This is a genomic window from Pseudomonas sp. G5001 (assembly GCF_013385475.1).
In the GTDB taxonomy this organism is placed as follows: domain Bacteria; phylum Pseudomonadota; class Gammaproteobacteria; order Pseudomonadales; family Pseudomonadaceae; genus Aquipseudomonas.
The window spans coordinates 264,327-289,650 of sequence record NZ_JACAPZ010000005.1 but is presented as its reverse complement, the minus strand read 5'-3'; the positions used below and the strand labels follow the sequence as shown (position 1 = coordinate 289,650).

Annotated in this window: 22 protein-coding genes; 11 read left to right on the top strand and 11 right to left on the bottom strand. The window is 63.7% G+C overall.

Features of this window, described 5'->3' with window-relative positions:
* The first annotated feature begins 4 nt into the window (after nt 1–4).
* Together HX805_RS02660 and HX805_RS02655 are read left to right on the top strand one after the other, a co-directional pair.
* A complete protein-coding gene (locus HX805_RS02660) occupies nt 5–385 on the top strand; it encodes a RidA family protein (protein ID WP_003213288.1) in 381 nt (126 codons plus the stop codon).
* A gap of 63 nt (nt 386–448) precedes the next feature.
* Complete coding sequence (locus tag HX805_RS02655) at nt 449–1,192, top strand: hypothetical protein (RefSeq protein WP_177080584.1); 744 nt, start codon at nt 449–451, stop codon at nt 1,190–1,192.
* A 44-nt stretch (nt 1,193–1,236) separates the two neighbouring features.
* Here HX805_RS02655 and HX805_RS02650 read toward each other — a convergent pair whose 3' ends face one another.
* Nucleotides 1,237–2,088 (bottom strand): SDR family oxidoreductase, encoded by an 852-nt coding sequence (locus HX805_RS02650; RefSeq protein ID WP_008439436.1) that lies wholly within the window; start codon nt 2,086–2,088, stop codon nt 1,237–1,239.
* Between the two features lie 190 nt (nt 2,089–2,278).
* On the opposite strand from HX805_RS02650, the gene exbB reads away from it, so the two are divergent.
* The 9 genes from exbB to HX805_RS02605 all read left to right on the top strand — a co-directional run bounded on the left by exbB (nt 2,279) and on the right by HX805_RS02605 (nt 10,916).
* Nucleotides 2,279–3,265, top strand: coding sequence for a tonB-system energizer ExbB (exbB, locus tag HX805_RS02645; RefSeq protein ID WP_177009055.1), 987 nt, complete (start codon nt 2,279–2,281; stop codon nt 3,263–3,265).
* 6 nt (nt 3,266–3,271) lie between these two features.
* Nucleotides 3,272–3,697, top strand: a complete 426-nt coding sequence (gene exbD / locus HX805_RS02640; RefSeq protein WP_003213296.1) for a TonB system transport protein ExbD — start codon at nt 3,272–3,274, stop codon at nt 3,695–3,697.
* Nucleotides 3,694–4,443: an energy transducer TonB gene (locus HX805_RS02635; protein ID WP_003213297.1), complete on the top strand. Its 750-nt coding sequence runs from the start codon at nt 3,694–3,696 to the stop codon at nt 4,441–4,443. The genes exbD and HX805_RS02635 overlap by 4 nt, the downstream gene beginning before the upstream one ends.
* A gap of 167 nt (nt 4,444–4,610) precedes the next feature.
* Nucleotides 4,611–4,946: a cupredoxin domain-containing protein gene (locus tag HX805_RS02630; RefSeq protein WP_003213299.1), complete on the top strand. Its 336-nt coding sequence runs from the start codon at nt 4,611–4,613 to the stop codon at nt 4,944–4,946.
* Between the two features lie 3 nt (nt 4,947–4,949).
* Complete coding sequence (locus HX805_RS02625) at nt 4,950–5,768, top strand: FTR1 family protein (protein WP_008439439.1); 819 nt, start codon at nt 4,950–4,952, stop codon at nt 5,766–5,768.
* A gap of 19 nt (nt 5,769–5,787) precedes the next feature.
* Complete coding sequence (locus HX805_RS02620; protein WP_177116584.1) at nt 5,788–6,318, top strand: iron transporter; 531 nt, start codon at nt 5,788–5,790, stop codon at nt 6,316–6,318.
* A gap of 114 nt (nt 6,319–6,432) precedes the next feature.
* Nucleotides 6,433–7,353: a hydrogen peroxide-inducible genes activator gene (locus tag HX805_RS02615; protein WP_003213305.1), complete on the top strand. Its 921-nt coding sequence runs from the start codon at nt 6,433–6,435 to the stop codon at nt 7,351–7,353.
* A gap of 8 nt (nt 7,354–7,361) precedes the next feature.
* Nucleotides 7,362–9,437, top strand: coding sequence for an ATP-dependent DNA helicase RecG (gene recG, locus HX805_RS02610; protein ID WP_003213306.1), 2,076 nt, complete (start codon nt 7,362–7,364; stop codon nt 9,435–9,437).
* Between the two features lie 78 nt (nt 9,438–9,515).
* Nucleotides 9,516–10,916, top strand: a complete 1,401-nt coding sequence (locus tag HX805_RS02605) for an aminoacyl-tRNA deacylase and HDOD domain-containing protein (protein WP_003213308.1) — start codon at nt 9,516–9,518, stop codon at nt 10,914–10,916.
* 135 nt (nt 10,917–11,051) lie between these two features.
* Here the strand turns inward: HX805_RS02605 and HX805_RS02600 are convergent, their stop codons facing one another.
* The 10 genes from HX805_RS02600 to HX805_RS02555 all read right to left on the bottom strand — a co-directional run bounded on the left by HX805_RS02600 (nt 11,052) and on the right by HX805_RS02555 (nt 25,320).
* On the bottom strand, nt 11,052–11,432 hold the full coding sequence (locus tag HX805_RS02600) for a hypothetical protein (protein WP_008439448.1): 381 nt from the start codon (nt 11,430–11,432) through the stop codon (nt 11,052–11,054).
* A gap of 125 nt (nt 11,433–11,557) precedes the next feature.
* Nucleotides 11,558–12,481, bottom strand: coding sequence for a type VI secretion system-associated lipoprotein TagQ (tagQ, locus tag HX805_RS02595; RefSeq protein ID WP_003213311.1), 924 nt, complete (start codon nt 12,479–12,481; stop codon nt 11,558–11,560).
* 84 nt (nt 12,482–12,565) lie between these two features.
* On the bottom strand, nt 12,566–14,278 hold the full coding sequence (locus tag HX805_RS02590) for an SUMF1/EgtB/PvdO family nonheme iron enzyme (protein WP_177116583.1): 1,713 nt from the start codon (nt 14,276–14,278) through the stop codon (nt 12,566–12,568).
* The gene (locus HX805_RS02585) at nt 14,271–15,455 is read right to left on the bottom strand and encodes an ABC transporter permease (RefSeq protein WP_177116582.1); all 1,185 of its coding nucleotides are present in this window, start codon (nt 15,453–15,455) and stop codon (nt 14,271–14,273) included. The genes HX805_RS02590 and HX805_RS02585 overlap by 8 nt, the downstream gene beginning before the upstream one ends.
* Nucleotides 15,455–16,159 carry an ABC transporter ATP-binding protein gene (locus tag HX805_RS02580; protein WP_008439454.1) on the bottom strand — a complete coding sequence of 235 codons (705 nt, stop codon included), beginning with the start codon at nt 16,157–16,159 and terminating at the stop codon, nt 15,455–15,457. The genes HX805_RS02585 and HX805_RS02580 overlap by 1 nt, the downstream gene beginning before the upstream one ends.
* Entirely contained in the window at nt 16,159–19,167 is a 3,009-nt protein-coding gene (locus HX805_RS02575) for a serine/threonine-protein kinase (protein WP_177116581.1), read from the bottom strand. Before HX805_RS02575 ends, HX805_RS02580 begins: the two co-directional genes overlap by 1 nt.
* Entirely contained in the window at nt 19,164–19,883 is a 720-nt protein-coding gene (locus HX805_RS02570) for a PP2C family serine/threonine-protein phosphatase (protein ID WP_003213320.1), read from the bottom strand. Before HX805_RS02570 ends, HX805_RS02575 begins: the two co-directional genes overlap by 4 nt.
* The gene (gene tagF / locus HX805_RS02565; RefSeq protein ID WP_177022389.1) at nt 19,884–20,537 is read right to left on the bottom strand and encodes a type VI secretion system-associated protein TagF; all 654 of its coding nucleotides are present in this window, start codon (nt 20,535–20,537) and stop codon (nt 19,884–19,886) included.
* Complete coding sequence (gene tssM / locus HX805_RS02560) at nt 20,534–24,034, bottom strand: type VI secretion system membrane subunit TssM (protein WP_087693719.1); 3,501 nt, start codon at nt 24,032–24,034, stop codon at nt 20,534–20,536. The genes tagF and tssM overlap by 4 nt, the downstream gene beginning before the upstream one ends.
* Complete coding sequence (locus tag HX805_RS02555) at nt 24,031–25,320, bottom strand: DotU family type VI secretion system protein (RefSeq protein ID WP_177041039.1); 1,290 nt, start codon at nt 25,318–25,320, stop codon at nt 24,031–24,033. Before HX805_RS02555 ends, tssM begins: the two co-directional genes overlap by 4 nt.
* Nucleotides 25,321–25,324 lie beyond the last annotated feature (4 nt).

Below are 25,324 nucleotides of genomic sequence, written 5' to 3'. Positions count from 1 at the left end.
ATTCATGACCAAGACTGTTATCACCAGCGACAAGGCACCAGCAGCAATCGGTACTTATTCCCAGGCGATCAAGGCGGGCAATACCGTCTACATGTCCGGCCAGATTCCACTGGACCCAAAAACCATGGAGCTGGTTGAAGGCTTTGAAGCCCAGACCATCCAGGTCTTCGAAAACCTGAAGTCGGTTGCCGAAGCTGCGGGCGGTTCGTTCAAGGACATCGTCAAACTGAACATCTTCCTCACCGACCTGAGCCACTTCGCCAAGGTCAACGAGATCATGGGCAAATACTTCGAACAGCCGTACCCTGCCCGCGCCGCCATCGGCGTTGCCGCCCTGCCAAAGGGCGCGCAGGTTGAGATGGACGCCATTCTGGTCATCGAGTAAAACATCCGGCGCAGCGCTTCCACGGGAAGGCTGCGCCGAATTGGTTCTTGGAAGGATTTCGTAATGCGCAAAGCGCTCGTTGCCTCTTCGTTGCTCGCCCTGTTGCTCGGCGGCTGCGCCAGCAATCCCGCCGACCTGGATGTGAGCGGCACCTGGATCAACCAGGCCGCCATCGACGCGGCAGCCAAGGGCGGCCCTTTGCGTGAAGCCCTGCAGAGCTATGGTCCGAACCTCGAATGGGAGGTGAACACCAAAGCGTCCCAGGCCCGCTACTACAACGGTTTTGAAGTAGCTGAAGGCAAGTTGCTGGGTGAAAAATCCGGCGCCTGGAGCGTCGACTTCTACGGCAGCTCCGCCACTGAACTCAAGCGTAAAGGCAAACTACTGTTGCAAGGGGCCAATGATAACGAGCCCGAGCAGCTATTTGCCCGCGCCAAGGACCCTGCCCCCGAAGGCGCGCCACTTGGCGCCAACTTCGAACGCACCCTGTACGCCGCCTATATGGGGGGCACCTGGAAAATCAGCAGCGGCAACGGCGAAGGCGCGACGGTGCAGTTCCAGGCCAATGGCCAGGTAACCGGCTTGCCCGGCGCTGATCAGTACTCGCTGTGCCTGGCGGGCGATTGCGCCTCCATGAGCGGCGGCTACGACAGTATCTGGCTACAGTTGAACGGCCAGGGCAACCCGTGGATCTTTGCGCGCAAGGGCAAGCAACTGGAGATCTTCCAGGCGATCAACACCGCCCAGGCCGACGAGGTACCCTCGTTCACCCCCGGGCCACGACAGTGGTTGCTGGAAAAACAGTGACGGAAAAAAAGGAGCCCTCAGGCTCCTTTTTCTTCAAGCCGCGATCAACCCTCCAGGATCGCCGCATACCCTTCGCGATAACTCGGATAACGCGGCACCCAGCCCAACGCCTTGGCCCGGGCGTTGCTGCACTGCTTGCTACCGGCGCGTCGCACGCTGGCGTTCTCGGCCCATTCGGTCACGCCAAGGTACTCGCGCAACCAGGCAACCACCTCGGCCAGCGGGGCCGGAGCATCGTCAACGCCGATGTAGCACTTATCCAGCACACCCCCCTGCTCCACGTGCTGCAGCAAAAACGCCAGCAAACCCGCCGCGTCATCCGCGTGAATCCGGTTGCCATATAAAGGCGGATCAATCGCCACGCGATAGCCCTGGCGCACTTGGCTCAACAACCACTCCCGACCTGGACCATAAATCCCGGTAAGGCGCACAACACTGGCGGGAATGCCGCTATCCAACGCCACTTGCTCGGCTTCCAGCATGACTTGGCCGGAATAACCGCCTGCCTTGGTCTCGGAGCTTTCGTCGACCCACTCACCGTTCTGCTGCCCATACACACTGCTGCTGGACACAAACAGCAGGTGTTTAGGTTCCTGGCCGTAGTCGTTCAACCATTCCAGCACATGCCGCAACCCTTGCACGTATGCCGCACGATAACCCGCCTCGTCGTGATCGGTGGCGGCCGCGCAATACACCAGGTAATCCACCCCGCCCACCGGCCAGGTATCGGGGCAGTCTTCATTGAACAGGTCGCCGGCAATCCCGATAACGCCCTTGGGAAGGCGCGAAATATCCCGCCGCAGGCCATGAACCTCCCAGCCCTGGGCCAGCAATTGGGTGGCCAGACGGCTACCGACATCGCCGCAACCGGCAATCACCACAGAAGGCGCAGACATCACAAAACTCCGTTCTTAAAGGTCAAGGTTAGCCCCCACAGATGACCAGCGGCCAGCAAAACGACAAATAAAGTAACTGTATTACTTCTGTTAACAAGAATTACTTGCAATAATAACCGCCCATTTGTCCTCGACCCGTTACGGTCTGGAAGGACGCTCACTCATTTTTTTCCTCTCAGGTCCGGCCAGCATGACACGCAATACATCCCCCGCTTCGCCAACCAAGCCTCACAGCCCATCCCGCGCCTGGCGTGCGATTGCTGCAGTGCTGTTCAGCGTCCTGCTGGCACCGACCGCCGCGTTCGCCGACAACACCGCGCCGGCCGCCCCGCCTGCAGCGAGCGCGCCAGCTACAGAGCAAAACGCTCCTGCGCCAGCCGCTGCACCGGCCGCGACCGACCCGGCCCTGGCCGCCGAAGGCGCACCGGCTGACGATTCCGGCGTTGTGCTGGAAGAAGACAACAGCCTGGGCATGGCCCACGACCTGTCGCCTTGGGGCATGTACCAGAACGCTGACATCATCGTGAAGATCGTGATGATCGGCCTGGCCATCGCTTCGATCATCACCTGGACCATCTGGATCGCCAAGGGCTTCGAACTGCTGGGCGCCAAGCGTCGCCTGCGCACTGAAATCGTCCACCTGAAAAAAGCCACCACCCTGAAAGAAGCCAGCGAAAGCGCGGCGAAGAAGGGCACCCTGGCGCACCTGCTGGTTCACGACGCACTCGAAGAGATGCGCCTGTCGGCCAACACCCGTGAAAAGGAAGGCATCAAGGAACGCGTCAGTTTCCGTCTTGAGCGCCTGGTTGCCGCCTGCGGTCGCAACATGAGCAACGGCACCGGCGTGCTGGCCACCATCGGTTCCACCGCGCCCTTCGTCGGCCTGTTCGGTACCGTATGGGGCATCATGAACAGCTTCATCGGCATCGCCAAAACCCAGACCACCAACCTCGCCGTCGTGGCGCCCGGCATCGCCGAAGCCCTGCTGGCAACCGCACTGGGCCTGGTTGCCGCGATTCCTGCGGTGGTGATCTACAACGTCTTCGCCCGTTCGATCGCCGGCTACAAGGCGCAGGTGTCGGACGCTTCGGCAGAAGTCCTGTTGCTGGTCAGCCGTGACCTCGATCACCTGCCTTCCGAGCGCAGCTCGCAACCGCACATGGTGAAAGTGGGGTAATCGGCCATGGGCCTGCATTTGAATCAAGGCGACGACGAGCTCGTCGAGAACCACGAAATCAACGTCACGCCGTTTATCGACGTGATGCTGGTGCTGCTGATCATCTTCATGGTGGCAGCACCGTTGGCCACCGTGGATATCAAGGTCGACCTGCCCGCTTCCAGCGCGAAACCTGCGCCGCGGCCGGAGAAACCGATATTCCTCAGCGTGAAGGCGGACCAGCGTCTGTTCCTGGGCGAAGAAGAAGTCAAATCCGACACCCTGGGCGCGGTGCTTGACGCCAAGACCCAGGGCAAGAAAGACACGACCATCTTCTTCCAGGCCGACAAGGGCGTGGACTACGGCGACCTGATGAGCGTGATGGATGCCCTGCGGGCAGCCGGCTACCTCAAGGTAGGCCTGGTCGGACTTGAGACGGCAGCCAAGAAATGATCACGACGCGCCACAAACTGACGCGTTATGGCACCAGCCTCGCCGTCGTGCTGGGCGTCCACGCCGTCGCGATCATCATCGCGCTCCAGTGGTCGGCGCCACATATGGTCCAGCTGCCTCCGGCCGCCATGGTCATCGACCTGGCACCGATGCCGGCGCCACCACCTCCGGCCCCGCCGAAGGTGATCACGCCGCCACAGCCGCCTGCGCCGGTCGAAGAGCTGCCATTGCCGAAACTGGCCGAGGCACCTAAGCCGACGATCCAGGTGCCAAAGCCGGTCAAGCCCAAGCCAAAACCACAGCCGCCCAAGCCTGTGGAGAAGAAGCCCGATCCGCCCAAGGAAAAACCTTCCGAAGAGCCGCCGAGCGAAACTCCGCAGAACAACGCGCCTACGGAAAAATCCGCCCAGCCACAACCGGGCCCTTCACCGCAGCAGATCGCGGCCAAGGCCACCTGGGAAAGTACCCTGCTGGGCCACCTGCAGAAGTACAAGAAGTACCCGCCGGGCGCCCAGGCGCGTGGCAAGGAAGGCCTGAACCGCCTGCGTTTCGTGGTGGATGCCGATGGCAACGTGCTGTCCTACGAACTGGTGGGCCGCTCCGGCAACGCCGACCTGGACCGCGCCACCCTCGACATGATCCGTCGTGCCCAGCCGCTGCCCAAGCCACCGGCCGACATGTTGAAAGGCGGAAGCATCGAGATCGTTGCACCGTTCGTTTACAACATCGAAAAACGTCGCCGCTAACCCCCACCGTGGGCACTCTCGGGTGCCCACGGCTGCTGTTCCCTCCCCGCGCATCACCGCAACCTGAACCAGGCTTGAACGAGTCGGCACCTAACTCGATCTTCACTTGTAACACTTAAAGACAACGCTAATTATCCGCGAATAGTTCTCATTAGCGGACATTCGGCATGCCCAACCTTGCCCGGCTGGCTCTCCTCCTACTGGCTTTACCCGTCGCTGCACAGGCGGATCAGCTGGTCACCCTGGTCATTCAGAACCACACCTTCAGCCCCTCGACGTTCGAGGTGCCGGCCGGTGAGCGCTTTCGCATCCAGCTCACCAGCCACGACGAAAGCGTCGACGAGTTCGAAAGCTACGACATGAAATTCGAAAAAATCATCGTCCCCGGCAACACCATCACGGTGTTTGCCGGCCCGCTGCATCCCGGCACCTACACCTTCTTCGATGACTACCACCCCGACCAGGCCAAAGGCACGGTCACCGCCGTCGCAGCCAAGGAGTAAGCCATGCTGGCCTGTCTGTTGATCGTGTTTCGTGAAGTGCTGGAAGCCGGGATTGTGGTGGGCATCGTGATGGCCGCCACCCAGGGCCTGGCAAGACGTGGGCTGTTCATTGGCGGCGGAATCGCAGCCGGCGTGCTCGGTGCCGGCATCCTCGCACTATTTACCGGCGCAATTACCCAGGCGCTGCAGGGCTTTGGCCAGGAGATTTTCAACGCAGCCATCCTGGTGGTCGCCGTAGTCATGCTGGGCTGGCACAACCTGTGGATGGCCAGTCATGGTCGCGAGCTGGCGACCCAACTGCGCAGCGCCGGCAATTCAGTACTCAAGGGTGAAAAATCACTCTGGGCCCTGGCCGTGGTCATCACCGTGGCCGTGCTGCGCGAAGGCTCGGAAATCGTGCTGTTCCTCTATGGCATCGCCGCCTCCAGCCAGACAGACCCACTGTCGATGCTGGCCGGCGGCGTGCTCGGTATCGTCGCCGGCGCCGCGCTGTCCTGGCTGATGTACCGCGGCCTGGTCGCCATCAGCCTCAAGCGCCTGTTCTCGATTACCGGCTGGATGATCGCCTTGCTTGCCGCCGGCATGGCTGGCCGGGCCGCCGCGATCCTCGCCGGTATCGACCTGATTCCCGCCTGGGGCTACCAGCTCTGGGACACCTCCTGGCTGGTCTCCGATGGCAGCCTCACCGGCCGCGCATTGACCGCGCTGGTGGGCTACACCGACCGACCTCTGGGCGTTCAATTGGTGGCGTGGCTCGTCACCCTCTCGCTCCTGGTGCTGGGTAACCGTTTACTGCATTCACGCCCGACACAATCACATTAACCGCCCCAGGAGCCCCACCATGAAACACCTGCGCAACCCCTTCGCCGCCGCACTGCTGCTCGTCAGCGCCGTGGCCGCTTCCTCCCTCGCCCAAGCCCGCGAATACCCGATTGGCGGACCGGTGCAGATCAATGACATGGAGATCGCCTCCTCGTACCTGGTGGGCATCGAAATGGCGCCCATGCCGCCAGGCATGGTGATGAGCAAGGACTCGGTACACCTTGAGACCGATGTGCACGCCACCGCCGACAACAAATACGGCCTGTCCAACGGTGAGTGGGTGCCCTACCTGACCATCAGCTACTCACTGGTCAAGGAGGGCTCGCCCGACTACAAGGAAATCGGCACGCTGTTGCCGATGGTGGCCAAAGACGGCGCCCACTACGCCAACAACGTGAAAATGGACGGCCCCGGCACCTACACCGTGGTGCTGCTCTATGAAAGCCCACAGATCAAGGGCTTCTTCCACCATGTAGACAAGGAAACCGGCGTGCCTGAATGGTGGGCTCCCTTCACCGAAACCTTCACCTTCAAGTACCCGCAAAAGTGAAATACGGGGCGGCGATACCCGATTAACCGGTGTCGCGGCCCCTACGCTGTCTGATAACGTGCGTCTATCGATTGCAGCCGGTATGCTTGGCCCGCAACCTCATGGACGCCCGCTATGACTCTTACAGAATTACGCTACATCGTTACCCTCGCCCAAGAGCAGCACTTCGGCCACGCGGCCGAGCGTTGCCACGTCAGCCAGCCGACGCTGTCGGTGGGTGTGAAGAAGCTTGAAGACGAACTCGGTGTGCTGATTTTCGAGCGCAGCAAAAGCGCCGTGCGCCTGACGCCCGTCGGCGAAGGCATCGTCGCCCAGGCCCAGAAGGTTCTGGAACAGGCCCAAAGCATTCGCGAGCTGGCCCAGGCCGGCAAGAACCAGCTGACCGCCCCGCTGAAAGTCGGCGCCATCTACACCGTCGGCCCGTACCTGTTCCCGCATTTGATTCCGCAACTGCACCGCGTCGCGCCGCAGATGCCGCTGTATATCGAAGAAAACTTCACCCACGTGCTGCGCGACAAACTGCGCAACGGCGAGCTGGACGCGATCATCATCGCCCTGCCGTTCAACGAGGCGGATGTGCTGACCCTGCCGCTCTACGATGAGCCGTTCTACGTGCTGATGCCGGCGTCCCACCCATGGACGCAGAAAGACACCATCGACGCGGGCCTGCTCAACGACAAGAGCCTGCTGTTGCTGGGCGAAGGCCATTGCTTCCGCGACCAGGTGCTGGAAGCCTGCCCGACCCTGACCAAGGGCAACGACGGCGCCAAGCACACCACCGTGGAGTCCAGCTCCCTGGAAACCATTCGCCATATGGTCGCCTCCGGCCTGGGTATCTCGATCCTGCCGCTGTCGGCGGTCGACAGCCATCACTACGCCCCCGGCGTAATCGCCGTGCGCCCACTGACGCCGCCGGTACCGTTCCGCACCGTGGCGATTGCCTGGCGTGCGAGCTTCCCGCGTCCGAAAGCGATTGAAATCCTCGCCGACTCGATCCGCCTGTGTTCGGTGGCCAAGCCGCCTGCTGCGAGCTAAGTAACGGTATGACTGAGCTGTCGCAGGTATCGGTGACGGCACTCAAGGGTGTCGGGGAGGCCATGGCCGAGAAGTTGGCCAAGGTCGGGCTGGAAAATCTCCAGGACGTGCTGTTCCACCTGCCCCTGCGTTACCAGGACCGCACCCGCGTGGTGCCCATCGGCCACTTGCGCCCTGGGCAGGACGCCGTAGTTGAAGGCACCGTCAGCGGCGCCGACGTGGTGATGGGCAAGCGCCGCAGCTTGGTGGTGCGCCTGCAAGACGGCACCGGCGGCCTGAGCCTGCGCTTCTACCACTTCAGCAACGCCCAGAAGGAAGGCCTCAAGCGTGGTACCCGCGTGCGCTGCTACGGCGAAGCCCGGCCCGGCGCTTCGGGGCTGGAAATCTATCACCCGGAATACCGCGCCATTACCGGCGACGAACCGCCGCCGGTAGACACCACCCTCACGCCAATTTACCCGCTCACCGAAGGTCTGACCCAGCAGCGCTTGCGCCAACTGTGCATGCAGACTCTGACGATGCTCGGGCCAAAAAGCCTGCCCGACTGGCTGCCCCAGGAACTGGCGCGCGACTATCAACTGGCGCCGCTGGATGATGCGATCCGCTACCTGCATCACCCACCCGCCGACGCCGACGTCGACGAGTTGGCTCTCGGTCATCACTGGGCCCAGCATCGCCTGGCGTTCGAAGAACTGCTGACCCATCAACTGTCCCAGCAGCGCCTGCGCGAGAGCATGCGTTCGCTGCGCGCGCCGGCCATGCCCAAGGCCAAGCGCCTGCCTGCGCAATACCTGGCCAACCTGGGGTTTGCACCGACGGGCGCCCAGCAACGGGTCGGCAACGAAATTGCCTACGACCTGAGCCAGAAAGAACCGATGCTGCGGCTGATCCAGGGCGACGTGGGCGCGGGTAAAACCGTGGTCGCCGCCCTCGCCGCGTTGCAGGCCCTCGAAGCCGGCTATCAGGTGGCGCTGATGGCGCCCACCGAGATTCTCGCCGAGCAGCACTTCATCACCTTCAAGCGCTGGCTCGAACCGCTGGGCCTGGAAGTCGCGTGGCTGGCCGGCAAGCTCAAGGGCAAGAACCGCGTAGCCGCCCTGGAGCAGATCGCCGCCGGCGCCCCGATGGTGGTGGGCACCCACGCGTTGTTCCAGGACGAAGTGAAGTTCAAGAATCTGGCGCTGGTGATCATCGACGAACAGCACCGCTTCGGTGTGCAGCAGCGCCTGGCCCTGCGCCAGAAAGGCGTGGGCGGCCGCATGAGCCCGCACCAGTTGATCATGACCGCCACACCGATCCCGCGCACCCTGGCCATGAGCGCCTACGCCGACCTCGACACTTCGATCCTCGACGAACTGCCGCCGGGCCGAACGCCGGTCAACACCGTGCTGGTCACCGACACCCGCCGCGTCGAAGTCATCGAACGGGTACGCGGCGCCTGCGCCGAAGGCCGTCAGGCGTATTGGGTGTGCACGCTGATCGAAGAATCCGAAGAGCTGACCTGCCAGGCCGCCGAAACCACCTATGAAGACCTCACCAGCGCCTTGGGTGAACTCAAGGTCGGGCTGATTCACGGTCGCATGAAGCCGGTGGAAAAGGCCGCGGTAATGGCCGAGTTCAAGGCCGGCAACCTGCAATTGCTGGTGGCGACCACGGTGATCGAAGTCGGCGTCGACGTCCCCAACGCCAGCCTGATGATCATCGAGAACCCCGAGCGCCTGGGCCTGGCGCAACTGCACCAATTGCGCGGCCGCGTCGGCCGGGGCAGCGCCGCCAGCCACTGTGTGCTGCTGTACCACCCGCCGCTGTCGCAGATCGGTCGCCAGCGCCTGGGGATCATGCGCGAAACCAACGACGGCTTCGTGATCGCCGAAAAAGACCTCGAACTGCGCGGCCCCGGCGAGATGCTCGGCACCCGCCAGACCGGCCTGCTGCAATTCAAGGTCGCCGACCTGATGCGCGATGCCGACTTGCTGCCCGCCGTGCGCGACGCGGCCCAGGCGTTACTGGAGCGTTGGCCGGAACACGTCAGCCCGCTGCTGGATCGCTGGCTGAGACATGGGCAGCAATACGGCCAAGTGTGACGGCTGACTCACTTAGACAACCCTCACTTGTATCAAGCTGGTTATACTCCAATGACTGTAGGAAATTGGATTCAGGCCATGTCAGAAGTTGCCCTCGCCACAGCTCCACCGACTGCACCCTCGGTGATTCGGACGCTGCTTGCAAAGCTCGCCATCAGCTACACGGAAGTTACCGAACGCCCCGGCCTGAACCCGGCGCAGAAGGTTCAAGCCGTACTGCTCGATGATGCCGTGGGTGCGCTCATGGTGCTGTTTCCACAGAACCAGTTGCTGGACCTTAATCGCCTCGCCGAGCTCACCGGTCGGCGCCTCAAGGCCGTGTCGCCGGAGCGCCTGGAGCGCATGCTCGGCAAGCACAGCCTGAGCCTGCTGCCCGGCCTGCCGCCGCTGACCAGTTCTCCCTGCCTGTACGAAGAAAGCCTGTTGCGTGAGCCGACCGTGCTGGTGCACTCGGGCGAAGCCGGGCTGCTGCTGGAGATTTCCAGCGACGCGTTCAAGAGCATGCTGACCAAGGCCAGCGCCGCGCATTTCGGCGAGCCGCTGAGCAACATCCGGCCAAACCTGGATCGCCCCAATGACGACCGCGAGGAAATCACCCAGGCGATGCAGGCGTTCACCGCCCGCCGTATCCAGCAACGCCTGGAAGCGACCATCGAAATTCCACCGCTGGCCGATACCGCGCAAAAGATCATCAAGCTGCGGGTCGACCCCAACGCCACCATCGACGACATCACCGGCGTGGTCGAAACCGACCCGGCCCTGGCCGCCCAGGTGGTGAGTTGGGCCGCGTCGCCCTACTACGCCTCGCCGGGCAAGATCCGCTCGGTGGAAGACGCCATCGTGCGCGTGCTGGGCTTTGACCTGGTGATCAACCTCGCACTCGGCCTGGCCCTGGGCAAGACCTTGAGCCTGCCCAAGGACCACCCGCAACAGGCCACGCCGTACTGGCACCAGTCGATCTACACCGCCGCCGTCATCGAAGGCCTGACGCGCGCCATGCCCCGCGCCCAGCGCCCGGAAGCCGGCCTGACGTACCTCGCCGGCCTGCTGCACAATTTCGGCTACCTGTTGCTGGCCCACGTCTTCCCGCCGCACTTCTCACTGATCTGCCGGCACCTGGAGGTCAACCCGCACCTGTGCCACAGCTACATCGAGCAGCATCTGCTGGGCATCAGCCGCGAGCAGATTGGTGCGTGGTTGATGCGCTACTGGGACATGCCGGACGAACTGTCCACCGCCCTGCGCTTCCAGCACGACCCGACCTACGACGGCCAATATGCGGAATACCCGAACCTGGTGTGCCTGGCCGTGCGCTTGCTGCGCAGCCGCGGCATCGGCTCGGGGCCGGATGAATCCATCCCGGACGAACTGCTTGAGCGCCTGGGGCTGACCAGGGACAAGGCAGAGGATGTGGTGAGCAAGGTGCTGGACGCGGAAACGTTGTTGCGCGAGTTGGCGTCGCAGTTCAGCCAGGGATAAATCGGGCGCCTGTTACACCGTATTCGCGAGCAAGCCCGCTCCCACATTCGACCGAGTTCCAACTTTGGAATGGGATTGAATGTGGGAGCGGGCTTGCTCGCGAATGCAGGCGACGCAGTATTGCTGAAGAACCCCCTAGCCTTTGGGCTTTTTCTTCGGCTTCAAATACTTGGTCAACCCCTGGAACCAGATCACCAGCGCCGGGTTGCCCTTGATCTGGATCGACTTGTCCTGAATCCCCGTCATGAACGCCAGTTGCTTGTTCTTCGCCTGCATCGTGGCGAAGCCGTAGGCGGCGTCTTTGAAGGCGATGGCAAACGCAGGCGCGGGATGAACACCCGAGCGGCTGGTAATGCGCTGGTCTTTGACGATGAAGTGACGGGCAACCTTGCCGTCGAGGGTCTGCAACTGGAACGCCAGGTCCTTGTCACCCAACTGCTGCTGGAACGCAGGGTTGGTGCGGCTGGCTTTGCCCATCAACAGGCCAAGCATCCAGAGAAGAAAACGAAATTTCATGCACACGGCCTCAGTGTAATTATTGGGTGGCCGCAGCAGTTTAACGATTTGTGCAAATAACGCTACCGATCTCCCGTTTTAGCAGGAGATCGGCTGGCGTTTAACGCTTATAGCAACAACTTTCCTCAGACGTTAGGGCAAGGAACCGGTGCCCAATCCGCCAGGTTCGGATCACGGCAAGTGCCTTCGATCTGCGCTTTACCGGCGCTGGCAACCTGCTTGCTTTCAGCTTGTTTGGTCTGGGCGGTCTGGATGGTTTTCTCGGTGGCTACGGCTTCTTTCGGCACGGTTGGCAGTACCGGCTTTTTCGCGACTTTTACCGGCTTCTTGCCTTTGGCTGGCGTCACCACCGGCGTCGTATCGGCAGTCGCAACAGTGACCACGTCGGCGCGTTGTACGCCCACTTGTTGCAGATCCTGCTCGTACGCCTGGGTGTAGTTGTTCAGGTCTTCGCTGGCCTTGCCGTTCACCGCGACGATCAGGTCGTTGGACTCTTTCAGGCCCGAGACGATTTCTGCCAGGCGCTTGCGGCCTTCAACGTCGTTGACGGTCTTGGCCTTGCGGTCGGCCACCAGCTTGGTGAACGCGCTCTGGTAGCACTGCTGGGACGCCTTGGCGTACGCGGTGCTGCGGTCGATGTCGGAGGCACGCTTGTTGACGTCGGTGGCGTAGGAGGCGATGCGCTGGTTGTCATCGGTGATCTGCTTCTGGCGCTCGGTGTAGTAACCCGCAGCACCACCGGCCAGGGCGCCGCCCGCTGCACCGATGGCAGCGTTGCGGCCGCGCTTGTCGGAGTCGCCGGTCAAGGCGCCCAGCAATGCACCACCGGCCGCACCCAGGGCGGCACCGGTGACCACCGACTTGGTCAGGTCCGAATCGGTAGCACGCAGGTGCTGCACCGGCTCGTAGCAGTTCGGGTAGTACTCGACCTTGGTGGTCGAGGCGACCTTGTTGGTCGGCGACGTTGCGCAACCGGTCAGCACCGTGCTGAAGCCTGCGGCAATCAGCAGCAGATGACGCTTGGAAACTGCCTTACGGGAAAAAATCATCGTTGTGTTCTCTTTTAAGTTTGACTTGCCCAGCACGGCCCACCGCCGCCTGAGTCCCTTCCAAGCTCGCCGTACAACCAGCGGTCAAGACCGCTGACCGCTCGCTGCGAGCAATTCCTTCAAAATCGTTGCCGGGTCGGCCCGCTGTTGCTTGCGGTAGTTGCCCACATGGCGAACGAATAACGTCGCACGCGTCACCAGGCTCTTGCCCAGTACCGGCTTGCGATCCAACTCTTCCTTGATCCGTTGAAACTGCGCCTGGATCACCGCATCGGTGTAGCGCGTGCCGGTGGCCAGGTTGTCGATGTAGATCGCCACCGCGCCGTCCAGCGCACTGCGCCCATTGGTGATCGCCGTGGCGAACAGCTGCGCGCTGGCCTCGTCCTTGGCGTCGATGGCCTGCTGGCGGCTCTTCTGCAAATTGATCAGGCGGATGTTGTAGTTGTTGATGGTCTCGGCCACCAGGGCCGCGGACTGAATCAGGTTGCCGGCCGCTTCTTCGCGCTGCTGGGCGATCAGCGAGACGTTGCGCTTGAGCTCTTCGTTGACCAGGCCGAGCTCCGCTTGCAGGCGCGGGTCGACGCTGGCGGCGATGATGCTGTCCAGGCGCTTGGTCGGGTCCTGGGCGTCGTCGATGGCATCGGTCAGCGAGGCCAGGCGACCTTCCTTCTGCCACTGGGCGAACAGTTCCTTGTAGCGCGAACGCGGTGCCGACAAGGCGCCAATCGCCACGCGAAAGCCGGTGGTCTCGTTGCTTTGTTCGGTACCGTCTGCGGCGAACAACGGGTACTCGCGGCGCATGCCGGTGAACAGCGTGCCCTCGCCTTCCAGGTAGTTGCCGCCCTTGACCACGAACCCACCATAGGTGCCCTGGCGACGCCCGGCGTGCACCAGTTGAAAGGACTCCTGGACCATTTCCGCTGCGTTGCCGATCACATCGAACATGCCGATCGGGTTGGGCAGCTTGGTGCCGATGGGCATCAGCCGTGCGGCCTGGCCGGTGCCACCCGCGACCTGATTGAACACCGCGTAATCGGCAAGGGGACCATCGCTTTCGCTGCCCTCGGTACGCCGTGGAAACAGTCGGCCTTCAAGGTCCTGACGGCTGACCGCCTGGCCACCGCGCGCGGCAAACTCCCACTCCACTTCGGTAGGCAGGCGCACAAAGCCCAGGCCGCCGTCGTCCGCCGAAGCACCGCGACCACTCACCGGCAGCAGCTCGCGGTGATATTTCATCAACCAGGCGCTGTACACCGCCGAGAAACGTTCGGCTTCAAAGCGCGACAGCTTGACCTTCGGCAAGCGCGCCGCCATCCCGGTAGGTACATCGCACGCCGGGGCGGGTTCGCCACTGGCCAGGGATTGCGCCTGGGACATGACCTGCGCATATTGCCGCGCAGTGACTTCGTACTTGCCGATGAAGTACAGCATCGGCTTGAGCGGGGTCTTGGCGTCGGTCTTCGGCATCAGCGGCGCAATGACCTTGTTCCAGTCCTTGGGCAGGTCCTTGAGGGTGAACTGGCCGTTGATGAAGTCGCGGCGATAACCGGAAATGAACGACTGCTGATAGCCCGCTTCACCTTCGCTGAACGGGTAGCCGAGGCTGATCTCGCGGTCATCCAGGGTGCCCTGGGCCAGCACGTAGGCATAGCGGAACACCATGTTGCCTTCGCAGGGCAGCGGCAGGCTGACGTCATCCGGCAACGGCTTGGGGTTGTCCAGCTTGTCGCTCGCCTCATCGGCCCAGGCCACACAGGACAGGATCAGCGCCATGGCGGCGCCCAGTAACTTATACATCTCTGATTCCTTCAGAAGCCTGGATACGCGCCACACGCCAACCGCCACACGCCGCCGCCACGGCGCTGACGCCGAGGACAGCTGCCAGGGCCAGGCCGTAGTGACGCGCCAGCAGGTGACTGGCGTATTCGCCCGGCACCTGCACGAATAATTGGTTCAGGCCGGACTCTGCCAAGCCATATAAAAGCCCACTCAATACAGCGGCAAACCCCGCGCTGTAGAGCGCCTGCAACACCACAAACAGCAACAACCCGGCGGTGGAAAACCCCAACAGCCGCAATACCGACAGGTCCCGGCGCTTGCGTGCAACCGACGCCAGCGCCGCGGCAAAGATCGCGGCAAACGCGCCCGCCAACGCCAGCCCGGCGATGATCCAGAACACGATCGACAGGTTGCGGCTCAACGACTGCACCTGGGCGATGGTCTGGGCCTGGGTCGACACCAACAGATTCTGCCCGGCGAAATACACCCGCAGCGGCTCCACATCCACCAGGCGCCGCGCATACAAGCGGAACGCCGGGTATACCCGCTGCTCGCTGACGCCCACCGCATCGCCGTCCCAGCCAAACGCCGGCACCGCGCGGCCATCGCGATAATCTTCCGCTGCTTCCAGCAAGCCCAAGGGCGCAAACAATCCATCCCGGGCGAAGGCTTCCAGCGGCGCTACCTGCAGCACTTGAACCCGCAGGCGTTGCGACTCGACGCGCCCCGCCACCTGGCGCCCAAAACTCGCCTCCAGCCAATCCCCGGCCTTTGCCCCGAGCTTTTCGGCAGCGGTGTGGCTCAGCACGATCTGATCCAGGCCCTTGGGCATCAGCAGGCCGGCCAGCAATGGGTCGTTGGCGGCGGTCGGCAGCATCTCCAACGTCACCGTCCCCAACTGCGCCGTCGCCGCAATCTGCCGGGTGCGCGGCAAAGCGAACGCCACGTCGCTGCGCTTGCGGAGCTGCTCGACAAATTCACTGCTGAATCGACCACCGCCCAACGGAATAATTTCCCGAGTGGCCGGGTCGTTCTCCAAACGTTCGGTCAAACTGCTAACCAGTCCAAATTTCAGGCCGAACAACACCAGCAACGGCGCGATCACCGCCACCAGCGCCAGCACCGAACACACCGACAGCCACGCATCGTTGCGGTAATCCTGCCAGGCCAGGGAAGCCACCAGGGCGATACGCATCAGCACGCCTCCCCGAGGGTGGCGGTGACGCCGCCGTCGGCGTCGCGACGGCAACTGATGCGCCGCACCTGCAAGCCGCTGGCCCGGGCCAGGGGTTCATCATGGGTGGCGATCACGCAGCACGCGCCGTTATGCCGGGCCTGGGCCAACAGCGCCTGCATCACCCGCTCGGCGTTCAACGGGTCGAGCGCAGCGGTGGGCTCATCCGCCAGCAACAGCTGCGGACCGTGGGCCAGGGCTCTTGCGCAACTGACCCGCTGACGCTGGCCGACGGACAACGCCGCCGGCTTCTTGTCCAACTGATCAGTGATTTCCAACTGCTCGGCCAACCGCGCCACGCTGCCGTCGTCTTTCAAACCCAGGAGTTGCCGCGACAACGCGATGTTGCCGCGCACATCGAGAAAGCCCAGCAGGCCGCCGGTTTGCAGCACGTAACCCAGGTGCCGACTGCGTAGCTCCGCCAGCGCGCTTTGCTGGTCACCACGCCAAAGCCCGGCAATGTCGACGCGGTTGAAATCGAACTGCCCCACCTGATCCGGCGCCAACACCAGCGCGAGCAAATCCAGCAAGGTGCTCTTGCCACAGCCACTCGGCCCGACCACCGCCAACTGTTCACCCGCACGCAGTTGCAAGCCCGGTATCACCAGGCTGTAGCGCTGGGCACCAACGCCCCGGCTCTTGTGCACTGCGCTCAAGTTCAGCATTACGGCAGCGTCGACAGCGGCACGCGGTACAACGCATCACCCGGCTCGGCATCGCCGAAACGGACCCAGTTGGCCACATCGTTATGGAAGGTTTCGTAGAGGCGGATCTTCGAATCCAGCTCGTCGATAAAGTCTTCCTGCTCGGCCACGCTCAACGACAGCCACAAATCCTGGGTCATGTTCAGCGACTTGCTGCGGTACGGCAGGCCTTCCAGGTATTCGCCAAGGATGCCGCCGTCCGCCAGGTTGCCGCCCTTTTTCAAGGCCTGTGGATCACGGCTCATATAGGCCGAGGCGCTGGCGATTTCCTGGAAGAAATCCTTCGGTGAGGTCTGGGTTTTGCGCGCGGCGTCGACGATCAGTTTCAAGGACTGCTGCAAATCGTTGAGCTGCAATTTGGTCAGCATCACGCACACCTGAAAGGCCGGCAGCGCGGTGTTGGTCAGGTCGCGATCGGCGGTCCAGGCACTCACCAGTTGCGGCGCCTGGCTCGCGGTTTTGCGGCCGAGGAAATCCATGTGCATCGCGTAACCGACGGCGGCGGATTTGTCCGCCAGGGTCGGCGCGGCACTGAGCAGCGGCACCGGCTGCGGCGTGTTGCTGCGCACCTGATGCACCAGGTTGGCGAACACCGTGCCGATCTCGTCGACCCGCTCGCCGAACTTGCGCACATCGCCACCGGGCACCGGCGTGTACAGGTCGCCGATCTGCGGGTTGGCGTCGGCGGTCAGGGTGCGGTACTGGGTTTCGGCGCCGCTGTGGGTTTTCTTCCCGGCGTCGGTGCGCAGGTGCAAGGCGTAGATCTTGATCTGCTTGCCCAATGCAGCCTGGCGTACTTCGGCTTCGTTCATCTGGGTGGTGGCGAACGGGTCGTTCTTGCGCAACGCACCGGCGTCGGTCACCAGCAGGATCAAGCGCCCGCCGTAGCCGGACCAGTCCATGCCTTCCACCGCCTGCATGACACCGGCGAACGCGTCTTCATTGAACGAGTGGCTGGACACCGTCGACGCTTTGACCTGCCGCGCCATGTCGAGGAAGCGCTGCGGGTCGCGCCCTTGGTCGAGGGTGATCAGGGTCTTGGCCACATACTCCAGGCCGGGGGTTTTCTTGATGCTGTTGCGAAAACCCACCAGGCCAAAGCTCACGCTGTCCAGTTCGCCACGCTCGGCGATGCGGGTTTGCAGCTCGTGGACCACGTCGCGAACCTGGTCGATGTAGGGCTGCATCGACACCGTGGTGTCGACCACCAGCACCACCGCAGTGCGGAAGGCGTCGGCGCTGGCATCGATCGCCGGCGTTCGGCCGACAGCCTTGGCGATGACATTAGGCGTGTTGCCCGGGTCGATGGAGGCGACGTTGAGCAACTGCACCGGCTGGCCGTTTTCGTCGAAGCTCTCTTTGGAGTCGAAGATCGGCAGCAGGTAAAACTGGTTCTGCGGCACAGCACTGGCGGCCGGTTCCAAGGCCAGCACTTGCTGGTTGTCCTCGCTGTTTTTCTGCACCTTGAGCAGCAGGTTTTTCGCTGCGGCAGGATCGGCCAGCAGCTTTTCCACTTCCGCAGATTGGCGCAGGAACATCACCGGCGCCCGGCCCGAACGCTCGGTGAACTTGAGCACCAGGCTCTGCTTCCAGTCGCTGGCTTGCGCCGCCGGCAGCCAGCCGTCGCTGCGCCCGTCGGTGGCGGCGCCAACCCGTAGCCAGGGGCTGCCGTCGACGTCCTTGCGTTGGTAGACATAGAGCACGGAAAACGCCGGCAAACCTTCGCCAGGCGCCCCGCCCGCTTCGTGGGAAAGCTTGGCGCCAGGCTTGCTCAGTACCCGCTGGAACAGGGTTTTCTTGCCGGCCATCAGCAACGGGCGTTGGCCGCCGTCGGCCTGCGCCGCGACCGGTTGCGCGGCAGGCGGCGCGATGGTCTTGGCCGCCTCGGCAACCGGCGACGCGGCGGCTGGCGCGTCATCTTTCAACCACCAGTAACTTGCGCCCGCAATCGCCAGCGCGACTGCCACGGCAACTGCCGCCAACGCCAGCACCGGCCCACGGTTTTGTCCGGACACGGCCGAGTGTTGCGTCGGCGTCACCACCGGTTGCCGCACGGGTTGTGGCTGCGGCTTTTCGGTCGGGATTTCGATGGAAACCGGCGTGAGTCCGGCCAGGTCATTGGAGACCGCAACCGGAATCGGCAGGGGCCGAATCAACGTCGCCTCTACCTGCTCCTCCTTCGGCAACTGATCCAGCGCCCGCAACAACGCCGCCGCATCCGGGAAGCGTTCCGCCGGGTCTTTGGCCAGCAGCTTGCGCAGCACCTCCTGATAACGCCCATGGTGCACCGGCAACTCCGGCAGCGGTTCAGTCAGGTGCGCCAGCGCAGTGGAAAGCGCATCGGTGCCGTTATAAGGCAGCTTGCCCACCAGGATTTCGTAGAGCACCACGCCCAACGCATACAGGTCGGCGCGCCCATCAATCTCCTGGCCCCGGGCCTGCTCCGGGCTCATGTAGCTCGGCGTGCCGACGGCAAATCCGGCCTGGGTGAACTGCGTGCGGTCATCCAGGGACTTGGCGATACCAAAGTCCGACAACACCGCCGTGCCATCCGCGCGGAACAGAATGTTCGCCGGCTTCACATCGCGATGCACCAGACCCTGAGCGTGGGCGTAGCCCAGCGCCGACGCGATCTGGCGGATATACGTCAGCCCCTGCTCCGGCGTCAGTCCCGCGGCGATCCGCTCCTTGAGCGTGCCATTGGGCAGGTATTCCATGGCCATGTAGTACAGCTCACCGACATTGCCGATGTCATGGATGGTCACGGTGTGCGGGTGGGACAGGCGCGCCAGGGTCTTGCCTTCGCGCAGGAAGCGCTCGCAGAAGCTCGGGTCGGCCGCCAGCGCCGCCGCCATGATCTTCAGCGCCACCTTGCGCTCCAGGGAACGCTGGGTCGCAAGGTACACGCTGGCCATGGCGCCAACGCCGATTTCGCCTTCGATGTCGTAGCCGGGAATGATGATGTTCATGTCGACACCTTCACAACGATGGCGGTGATGTTGTCCGGCGCGCCGCGATTGAGCCCCAGGTGCACCAGGCTGCGGACGATTTCGTCCGGCTCGGCATGGCTCAGTACTTCGCGGATCTCGTGGTCTTCGACGGTCTTGTTCAGGCCGTCGCTGCACAGCAGGTAACTGTCGCCGGGGGCGATCAACAGGTCGACCGACGACAACGCCAACTGTGCTTCCACGCCAATCGCGCGGGTGACGATATTCGCCCGTGGATGCACCCGCGCATCGGCTTCGCTGAGCAGGCCGCTGTCCTGCAAGTCCTGCACGTAGCTGTGGTCGCGGGAAATGCTTTCCAGCAGGCCGTCGCGCAGGCGATACAGGCGGCTGTCGCCGGCCCACAGGCACACGCCGCGCAAGCCTCGGGTGGCGAGCAACACCACGGTGCTGCCCATCATGGTCACGCCACGGTGGGCGGTTTCTTCGCGCACCGCGCCGTTGACTCGCAGCAGGTCGCTGCGCAACGCCGCCGTGTATTCCTCAAGGGAACGGCCCACGGGAATGCTGCGCAGGCTGTCGACGATCAGGCTGCTGACGTAATCCCCCGCCGCGTGCCCGCCCATGCCGTCGGCCACCACCCACAGGCCGTTTTCCGGCAGGTCGAGGCAAGCGTCTTCATTGACTTGGCGAACCATGCCGACGTGGCTTTTGCTGGCGGATTTGAACGTGGACCGCATCTACACAACACCTTCTTGGCCGAGCAAAAATTGCGCAAAATCGTCGGCAGCAGGCAAGCCCTGACACCGCATTAAACCGGGAGAAATCTGTTGCGAACCACGGCCCCACCACAGGCTCGCGCCTTCGCAGGCCTGTTCGGCAAGCGCAGTCATCCGCGCCTGCGGGTCTGTGGCGTTGACACGCTGCAAGCCCGCAAAGCGACTACCCAAGGTGCGAGGTTGGCAGGCTGGAGCGCCGAGGGATTCGATCCCGCCGCTGAAACCTTCGAAGCTGGCGCTGGCGTCCAGCGTGCTCAGCAACAACTCTTCCACCTGTTCAAACCAGGTGTCCGGGCCGCCAACGACGGAGGCCGGGTCGGTGTCGTGATCCAACAGCGCAGCCACCGTCAGCGGGAAATAGCGCCCCACCCGGTCGATGCTCGGCATCACCACGCCCACCGCCGCGTCCGGCCCGCACACACCCGGCGCCAACACGAAGCGCCACAATGGGCTGACCAGGTAAGCATTCAGCCAGTCAGCCCCGAGGCGGGTCTGGCTGGCGAGCAATCCGGACGCCAGCCAACTGTCCCAAGGGCCGATAAAACTCTGGGGCAGCGCGCGGCTGACAAAGTCGCCGCGGCACGCCAACTTGCCGTAGAAACCCAGCGTGGTCATAGCCGCTCCGGCAGGCTGAAGCCGTTAAGCACGCGGCTCTTGAACGGGTTGAAGGCACTGTTGGCCCGCAACTCGTAGGAGATGCTCGCGCCGTCGACCCGCAGACGCAGGTTGAAGCGGTCCGGCGAATTGCCGGCGGTCAGGTCCGATTGCTCCAGCAGACGAAACCAGGCCCACGGGCCGTCCAGCGTCACGCCGGAGCGCCCGCTGGCTGACGGCGGCATGATGGAAATGCGCACCACGCCAATGCTGCCGGGATTCGGCCACTGCATCGCGACCGGCCGGCTCGGGCCGTGGTCATAGCTCAGTTGCTGGCCGTCCAGGTCCAGCAGGAACTGGGTGATGGTCGCATCCATCGCCACCGGTTTGAGTTCAAAGCGCACGATCGGCTGAGTGCCACCGGCACGGAAAAACGCATCCCGAATGGTCGCCGCACGCTGGAAGGTTTGCAGCACGCCCGGCGCGATGCCGAGCTTCTGCGCCGCGCCCGGCTGCCAGCGCCAGGTTTGCGTGGAGGTGTCGACGTAAGGTTGCAGGTACTTGCGGAAGTAATTGTCCATCACCCCGCCCACCCCGAAGAACTGGCCGAAGTCATCCAGGGTCGCGTCCCGCGCACTGCCGGGCGACATCGGATAACGCCCGGCCAGGGACTGGCGATACACGTTCACCACTTCGCTGACCCACGCCGCATTCAGCTGGTTACGCACCCCGCCCATCATGCTGTTGGTGGTGGAGTTGACCACTGACTTGACCATGCCCTGCACCAGCGGCGGCTGGCGTTCGGCATTCAGGCTGACCCGCGTGGCCGCAGCCGCCGCCTGGTTTTTTGCTTCGCCGAGCAACGCATCGCCGCTGGCGCCAACCATGGCGCTGACCTGCACATACAACGCATTCATGTCCGCCAGCAGGCCATCAATGGCCGCCGGTTCACCTTCGTTCTTGCTAACGATGCTGTTGAGTTCAGCGAAGTGCGCCGTCACCGGATCTTCACTGGCCGCTGGTGCATTCGCAGTTGGCTGGTCCTGGCCAAGCAGGCTGCCGAGGCGTTCCTTGAGCTTGTCCACGCCACCTTCCACCGGCGCGCCCTTGGCGGCCAGCAAGCGTTCTTCCGCTTGCAAGTCGGTCTCTTTGGAGACCGCCACCAGCAGCTTCTTCAGCGGCGAGGTCGGCCCGGAAATCACCCGCAAGACGTCGGCCGCCTGGGCCACGCTGGTGATCGGCACAAAGTCGATATCCGCCAGCAACGCATCCCACTGGCGTTGATAGTCCTGGAAGTACAGGCGGCGCACATCGGCGGCGAGGCTGACGACGTTTTGTTGGTCGGCCTGCTCGTGGCCCAGTACCCATTGCTCTTCAGCGAGGGTGCCAGTCTGGTTCAGGCTGGCCAGCAGGAAGCCCTGGCGATAACCCTTGGCGGTGAAGAAACCGCTCAACGGTTCGCCCAACGGCTTGCCGCTTTTGCGACTGAACACCAGCGCCGCATCACGGCCCGCCGCTTCGTTGATGCGAAAGTCCGGCACGCCTTCCGGCAGTTTCTGGCGCTTGATGCGGTCGTAGACGCGCTGGGCCACCGGCAGTTGCTGCAGTTGCCGACGCAGGTCGTCGATCAAGCGCGGGTCGAGACGGGCGCTGGGCGGATGCCGCTCGAACAGGGCCTGCAAGTGCCCGATCAATGCCTGGCGTTGGTCCGCCGGCAGATCGCGCGGCAGGTTGCGGTCCCAGTCCAGGGCGATCCAGGCCTTGATGAAGTCCGGGTCGTAATGCTCGCTGTCGGCGAGCATCAGGTAGGCCTTCAAGCCTTCATAGAGGAAGTCGGAATTGCCGCCACCGTGCAGTTGCTCTTCGATGCGCGTCACCAAACGGGGCGCGAACACGGCGATCAACAGCTTGCGGTAGACGCTGGCGGATTCGGCTTCGAGCATGTCGCCCTGATACAGGCCCAAGCCTTCGGACCAGCTCGGCGAGTCGCCCGCGAGGTTCTTCACGGCGTTAAGCAGGGGCAGCACCGCGAGTACTTCGCGCTGTGCCGGGCTGAGGTTCTGCACGGTCTGGCCCAACGGCGCGACCTTCTGGTCAACCTGGGCGATGTAGGCCTGGTTGGCGCGATAACTCACCCACCACAACGTGCTGACGACCAGTACCAGCGCCACGGTTGCGGCCAGCACACCCCGGGCAATCCACTTGCGACGGCGCTCGACCTTCGGGTTGACGCCCACCAGGCCACGCTCGGCAAACGCCACGGCGGTGAACAGTTTTTCGATGAAGTAACTGCGCCCGGTGCCGGTCTGGCGCGCCAGGTGCTGGCGGTCCAGGTTCATGCTCTGGGCCATGGCGCCGATCAAGCGGTCAATCGGGCTGCCTTCCTGGGTGCCGCTGGTGAAGTACACACCGCGCAGCAAGACGCGCTCTTCAAAGGCGTTGGGTTTGAACACGCCTTCGAGGAAGCCTTGCAGGCAATCCTTCAACGCGCCGAACTGCTGCGGGAAACCGTAGATCAGGTCGCGCCGCGCCGGGTCGCGTTCCTGTTGCAGGCGCTCCACCAGGCGCTCGTTGAGGCGCTGTTCCAGGCCGGCGAACTCGCTTTGCAGATGGGCCAGCGGGCTGTCGCTGTTCTTGCCGTCGTCCAGGGCGAAGGTCATGCCCCACACTTGGGCGCGCTCTTCCTTGCTCAGGTTGTCGAAGAACTCCATGAAGCCCGGCACCAGGTCGAGCTTGGTGAGCATCAGGTAGATCGGGAAGCGCACGCCCAGTTGGGTGTACAGCTCCTGGATACGCAGGCGGATCGCGGCGGCATGGGCGGCACGCTCGGCGTCGCTGCCCAGCAGCAGGTCCGAGAGGCTGATGGCGATAAACGCACCATCAATCGGGCGCCGGGAACGCTGCTTTTTCAGCAGGTCGAGAAAGCCCAGCCAGGCGGCTTTATCCACCGTGGAGTTGCTGTCCTGGGTGGTGTAGCGGCCAGCGGTGTCGAGCAATACGGCCTGGTCGGTAAACCACCAATCGCAATTGCGCGTACCGCCCACGCCCCGTACCGCACCGGCACCCAACTGCGCCGCCAAGGGAAAGTGCAGCCCGGAATTGACCAGCGCGGTGGTCTTGCCCGAGCCCGGTGGGCCGATGATCACATACCACGGCAGCTCATACAGGTTGCGGCGCTCGTCACCGCCCAGCTTGGCCTTTTTCAACAGGGCCAGGGCTTCGTCCATGCGCTGGCGCAGGGTCGCCAGCTCTTCGGCGGTGGCGACGCTGGCGGGGTCTGGCGGGGTTTCCGCCGCGAGGCTGCGCATCACTTCGGCAGCCTGGCGCCGGGCCTGGATAATCCGGAACACGCGGTAGGCAATCCACACCGCGAACACCAGGATGATCAGCGCCCAGCGGCGCCCTTCCGGCACCAGCACATCGAGCAACGGGCCCACAAACCAGATGATCAGGCTCAAGGCGATCAGGCCCAGCAGCGGGATCACCCAGCGAATCACAAAACTGAAAAACGCCTTCACTCGACGCCCTCCGCCAATACGGTGATTTCTACCCGGCGATTGCGCGCACGGCCTTCGGCTGTGGCGTTGGTCGCCACCGGCTCGGTGTCGCTGCGGCCTTCGGCGCTGAAGCGTTCCGGCTGGCCGGTCTTGGCCGCGAGAATCTCCAGCACCGACTTGGCCCGCGCCTCGGACAGCGCCCAGTTGGACGGAAAGCGCAGGGTCGCAATCGGACGGTTATCGCTGTGGCCGGTGACCCGCACCTGGCCCTTGACCTTGCGGATGGCGTCGGCAATACGCAGCATCAGCGGCTGGAAGTCATCGACGATGCTGGAGCTGGCCGAGGCGAACAGTTCATCGCCACGGATGGTCACCACGGAGCGGTCGACGGCATCTTCCACGGCTACACGACCGGCCTTGATGTCTTCCACCAGGAAGCCCGCCAGACGCGGTCGCTCAATGATTTTCGGCTGGGCCACCGGACGGTCGATGGCCTGCACCGGGATCTCGCCCAGGGCATGAATATTCTTGAACACCGGCTCGGCATCCGACGCCAGTTTCATCCGCAACCCGAACAGCAATGCCAACAGCAGTGCCACGCCGATGGCCACCGCGATCCACGGCGGCATGAACTGCGCCAGGCGATCACGGGCCACGGTCACGCCGCGCCAATGGGGTGACAGCTCGCGCTCATGCTCGCCACGGGCACTGCGAATCGCCGCCGCGGTACGCTCGCGCAAGGCTTCCAGCTGGCTGCGGCCGTCGTTCATCACGCGGTAGCGACCTTCGAAACCCAGGCACAGGCACAGGTACAGCAGTTCCAGCAGGTACAGGCGTTCCCGCGGGCTTTGCAGGCAGTGATCCAGCAATTGGAAGACCTTTTCGCCGCCCCAGGCTTCGTTGTGCACGGTGATCAGCAGGCTCTGCTTGCCCCAGTCACTGGCACTGCCCCACGGCGTACTCAGCACGGCTTCATCGAGGGCGGTGCACAGCGCGTAACGCGCCAGCAGCACATCGTTGCGGGCCACGCCGGCCGCCTCGGCACGTTCTTCGAACTGGCGCAGGTAAGCCAGCAACTGCGCACGCAGGCTCGCTGGCGCAGGGTGCGAGATCGTGTTGCGCAGGCGCGTCAGCAGCGACAACAACGGGCCGGCAGCGCTTTCCAGCGGGTTCAGGCCCTGGGCCTTGCCGGTCAGGATCGGCGCAGCGGGCATCGACAGCGGCGCCGGCTCTGCGCGAACAGGCTCCGGCGCGCGGCCACCGGGACGCGGCATGAACTGGGTGCGGTCATCGTCATTCGGATGCATCGCG

Excerpts from the sequence above, each read along its gene's own strand:
- HX805_RS02630 (WP_003213299.1), top strand. The coding sequence starts at position 4,611 with ATGCCCAACCTTGCCCGGCTGGCTCTCCTCCTACTGGCTTTACCCGTC.
- HX805_RS02570 (WP_003213320.1), bottom strand. The coding sequence starts at position 19,883 with ATGCGGTCCACGTTCAAATCCGCCAGCAAAAGCCACGTCGGCATGGTT.
- HX805_RS02625 (WP_008439439.1), top strand. The coding sequence starts at position 4,950 with ATGCTGGCCTGTCTGTTGATCGTGTTTCGTGAAGTGCTGGAAGCCGGG.
- HX805_RS02600 (WP_008439448.1), bottom strand. The coding sequence starts at position 11,432 with ATGAAATTTCGTTTTCTTCTCTGGATGCTTGGCCTGTTGATGGGCAAA.
- HX805_RS02660 (WP_003213288.1), top strand. The coding sequence starts at position 5 with ATGACCAAGACTGTTATCACCAGCGACAAGGCACCAGCAGCAATCGGT.
- HX805_RS02655 (WP_177080584.1), top strand. The coding sequence starts at position 449 with ATGCGCAAAGCGCTCGTTGCCTCTTCGTTGCTCGCCCTGTTGCTCGGC.
- HX805_RS02650 (WP_008439436.1), bottom strand. The coding sequence starts at position 2,088 with ATGTCTGCGCCTTCTGTGGTGATTGCCGGTTGCGGCGATGTCGGTAGC.
- tagQ (WP_003213311.1), bottom strand. The coding sequence starts at position 12,481 with ATGATTTTTTCCCGTAAGGCAGTTTCCAAGCGTCATCTGCTGCTGATT.
- HX805_RS02555 (WP_177041039.1), bottom strand. The coding sequence starts at position 25,320 with ATGCATCCGAATGACGATGACCGCACCCAGTTCATGCCGCGTCCCGGT.
- tagF (WP_177022389.1), bottom strand. The coding sequence starts at position 20,537 with ATGACCACGCTGGGTTTCTACGGCAAGTTGGCGTGCCGCGGCGACTTT.
- exbD (WP_003213296.1), top strand. The coding sequence starts at position 3,272 with ATGGGCCTGCATTTGAATCAAGGCGACGACGAGCTCGTCGAGAACCAC.
- HX805_RS02575 (WP_177116581.1), bottom strand. The coding sequence starts at position 19,167 with ATGAACATCATCATTCCCGGCTACGACATCGAAGGCGAAATCGGCGTT.
- recG (WP_003213306.1), top strand. The coding sequence starts at position 7,362 with ATGACTGAGCTGTCGCAGGTATCGGTGACGGCACTCAAGGGTGTCGGG.
- HX805_RS02585 (WP_177116582.1), bottom strand. The coding sequence starts at position 15,455 with ATGCGTATCGCCCTGGTGGCTTCCCTGGCCTGGCAGGATTACCGCAAC.
- HX805_RS02615 (WP_003213305.1), top strand. The coding sequence starts at position 6,433 with ATGACTCTTACAGAATTACGCTACATCGTTACCCTCGCCCAAGAGCAG.
- HX805_RS02620 (WP_177116584.1), top strand. The coding sequence starts at position 5,788 with ATGAAACACCTGCGCAACCCCTTCGCCGCCGCACTGCTGCTCGTCAGC.
- HX805_RS02590 (WP_177116583.1), bottom strand. The coding sequence starts at position 14,278 with ATGTATAAGTTACTGGGCGCCGCCATGGCGCTGATCCTGTCCTGTGTG.
- HX805_RS02580 (WP_008439454.1), bottom strand. The coding sequence starts at position 16,159 with ATGCTGAACTTGAGCGCAGTGCACAAGAGCCGGGGCGTTGGTGCCCAG.
- HX805_RS02635 (WP_003213297.1), top strand. The coding sequence starts at position 3,694 with ATGATCACGACGCGCCACAAACTGACGCGTTATGGCACCAGCCTCGCC.
- exbB (WP_177009055.1), top strand. The coding sequence starts at position 2,279 with ATGACACGCAATACATCCCCCGCTTCGCCAACCAAGCCTCACAGCCCA.
- HX805_RS02605 (WP_003213308.1), top strand. The coding sequence starts at position 9,516 with ATGTCAGAAGTTGCCCTCGCCACAGCTCCACCGACTGCACCCTCGGTG.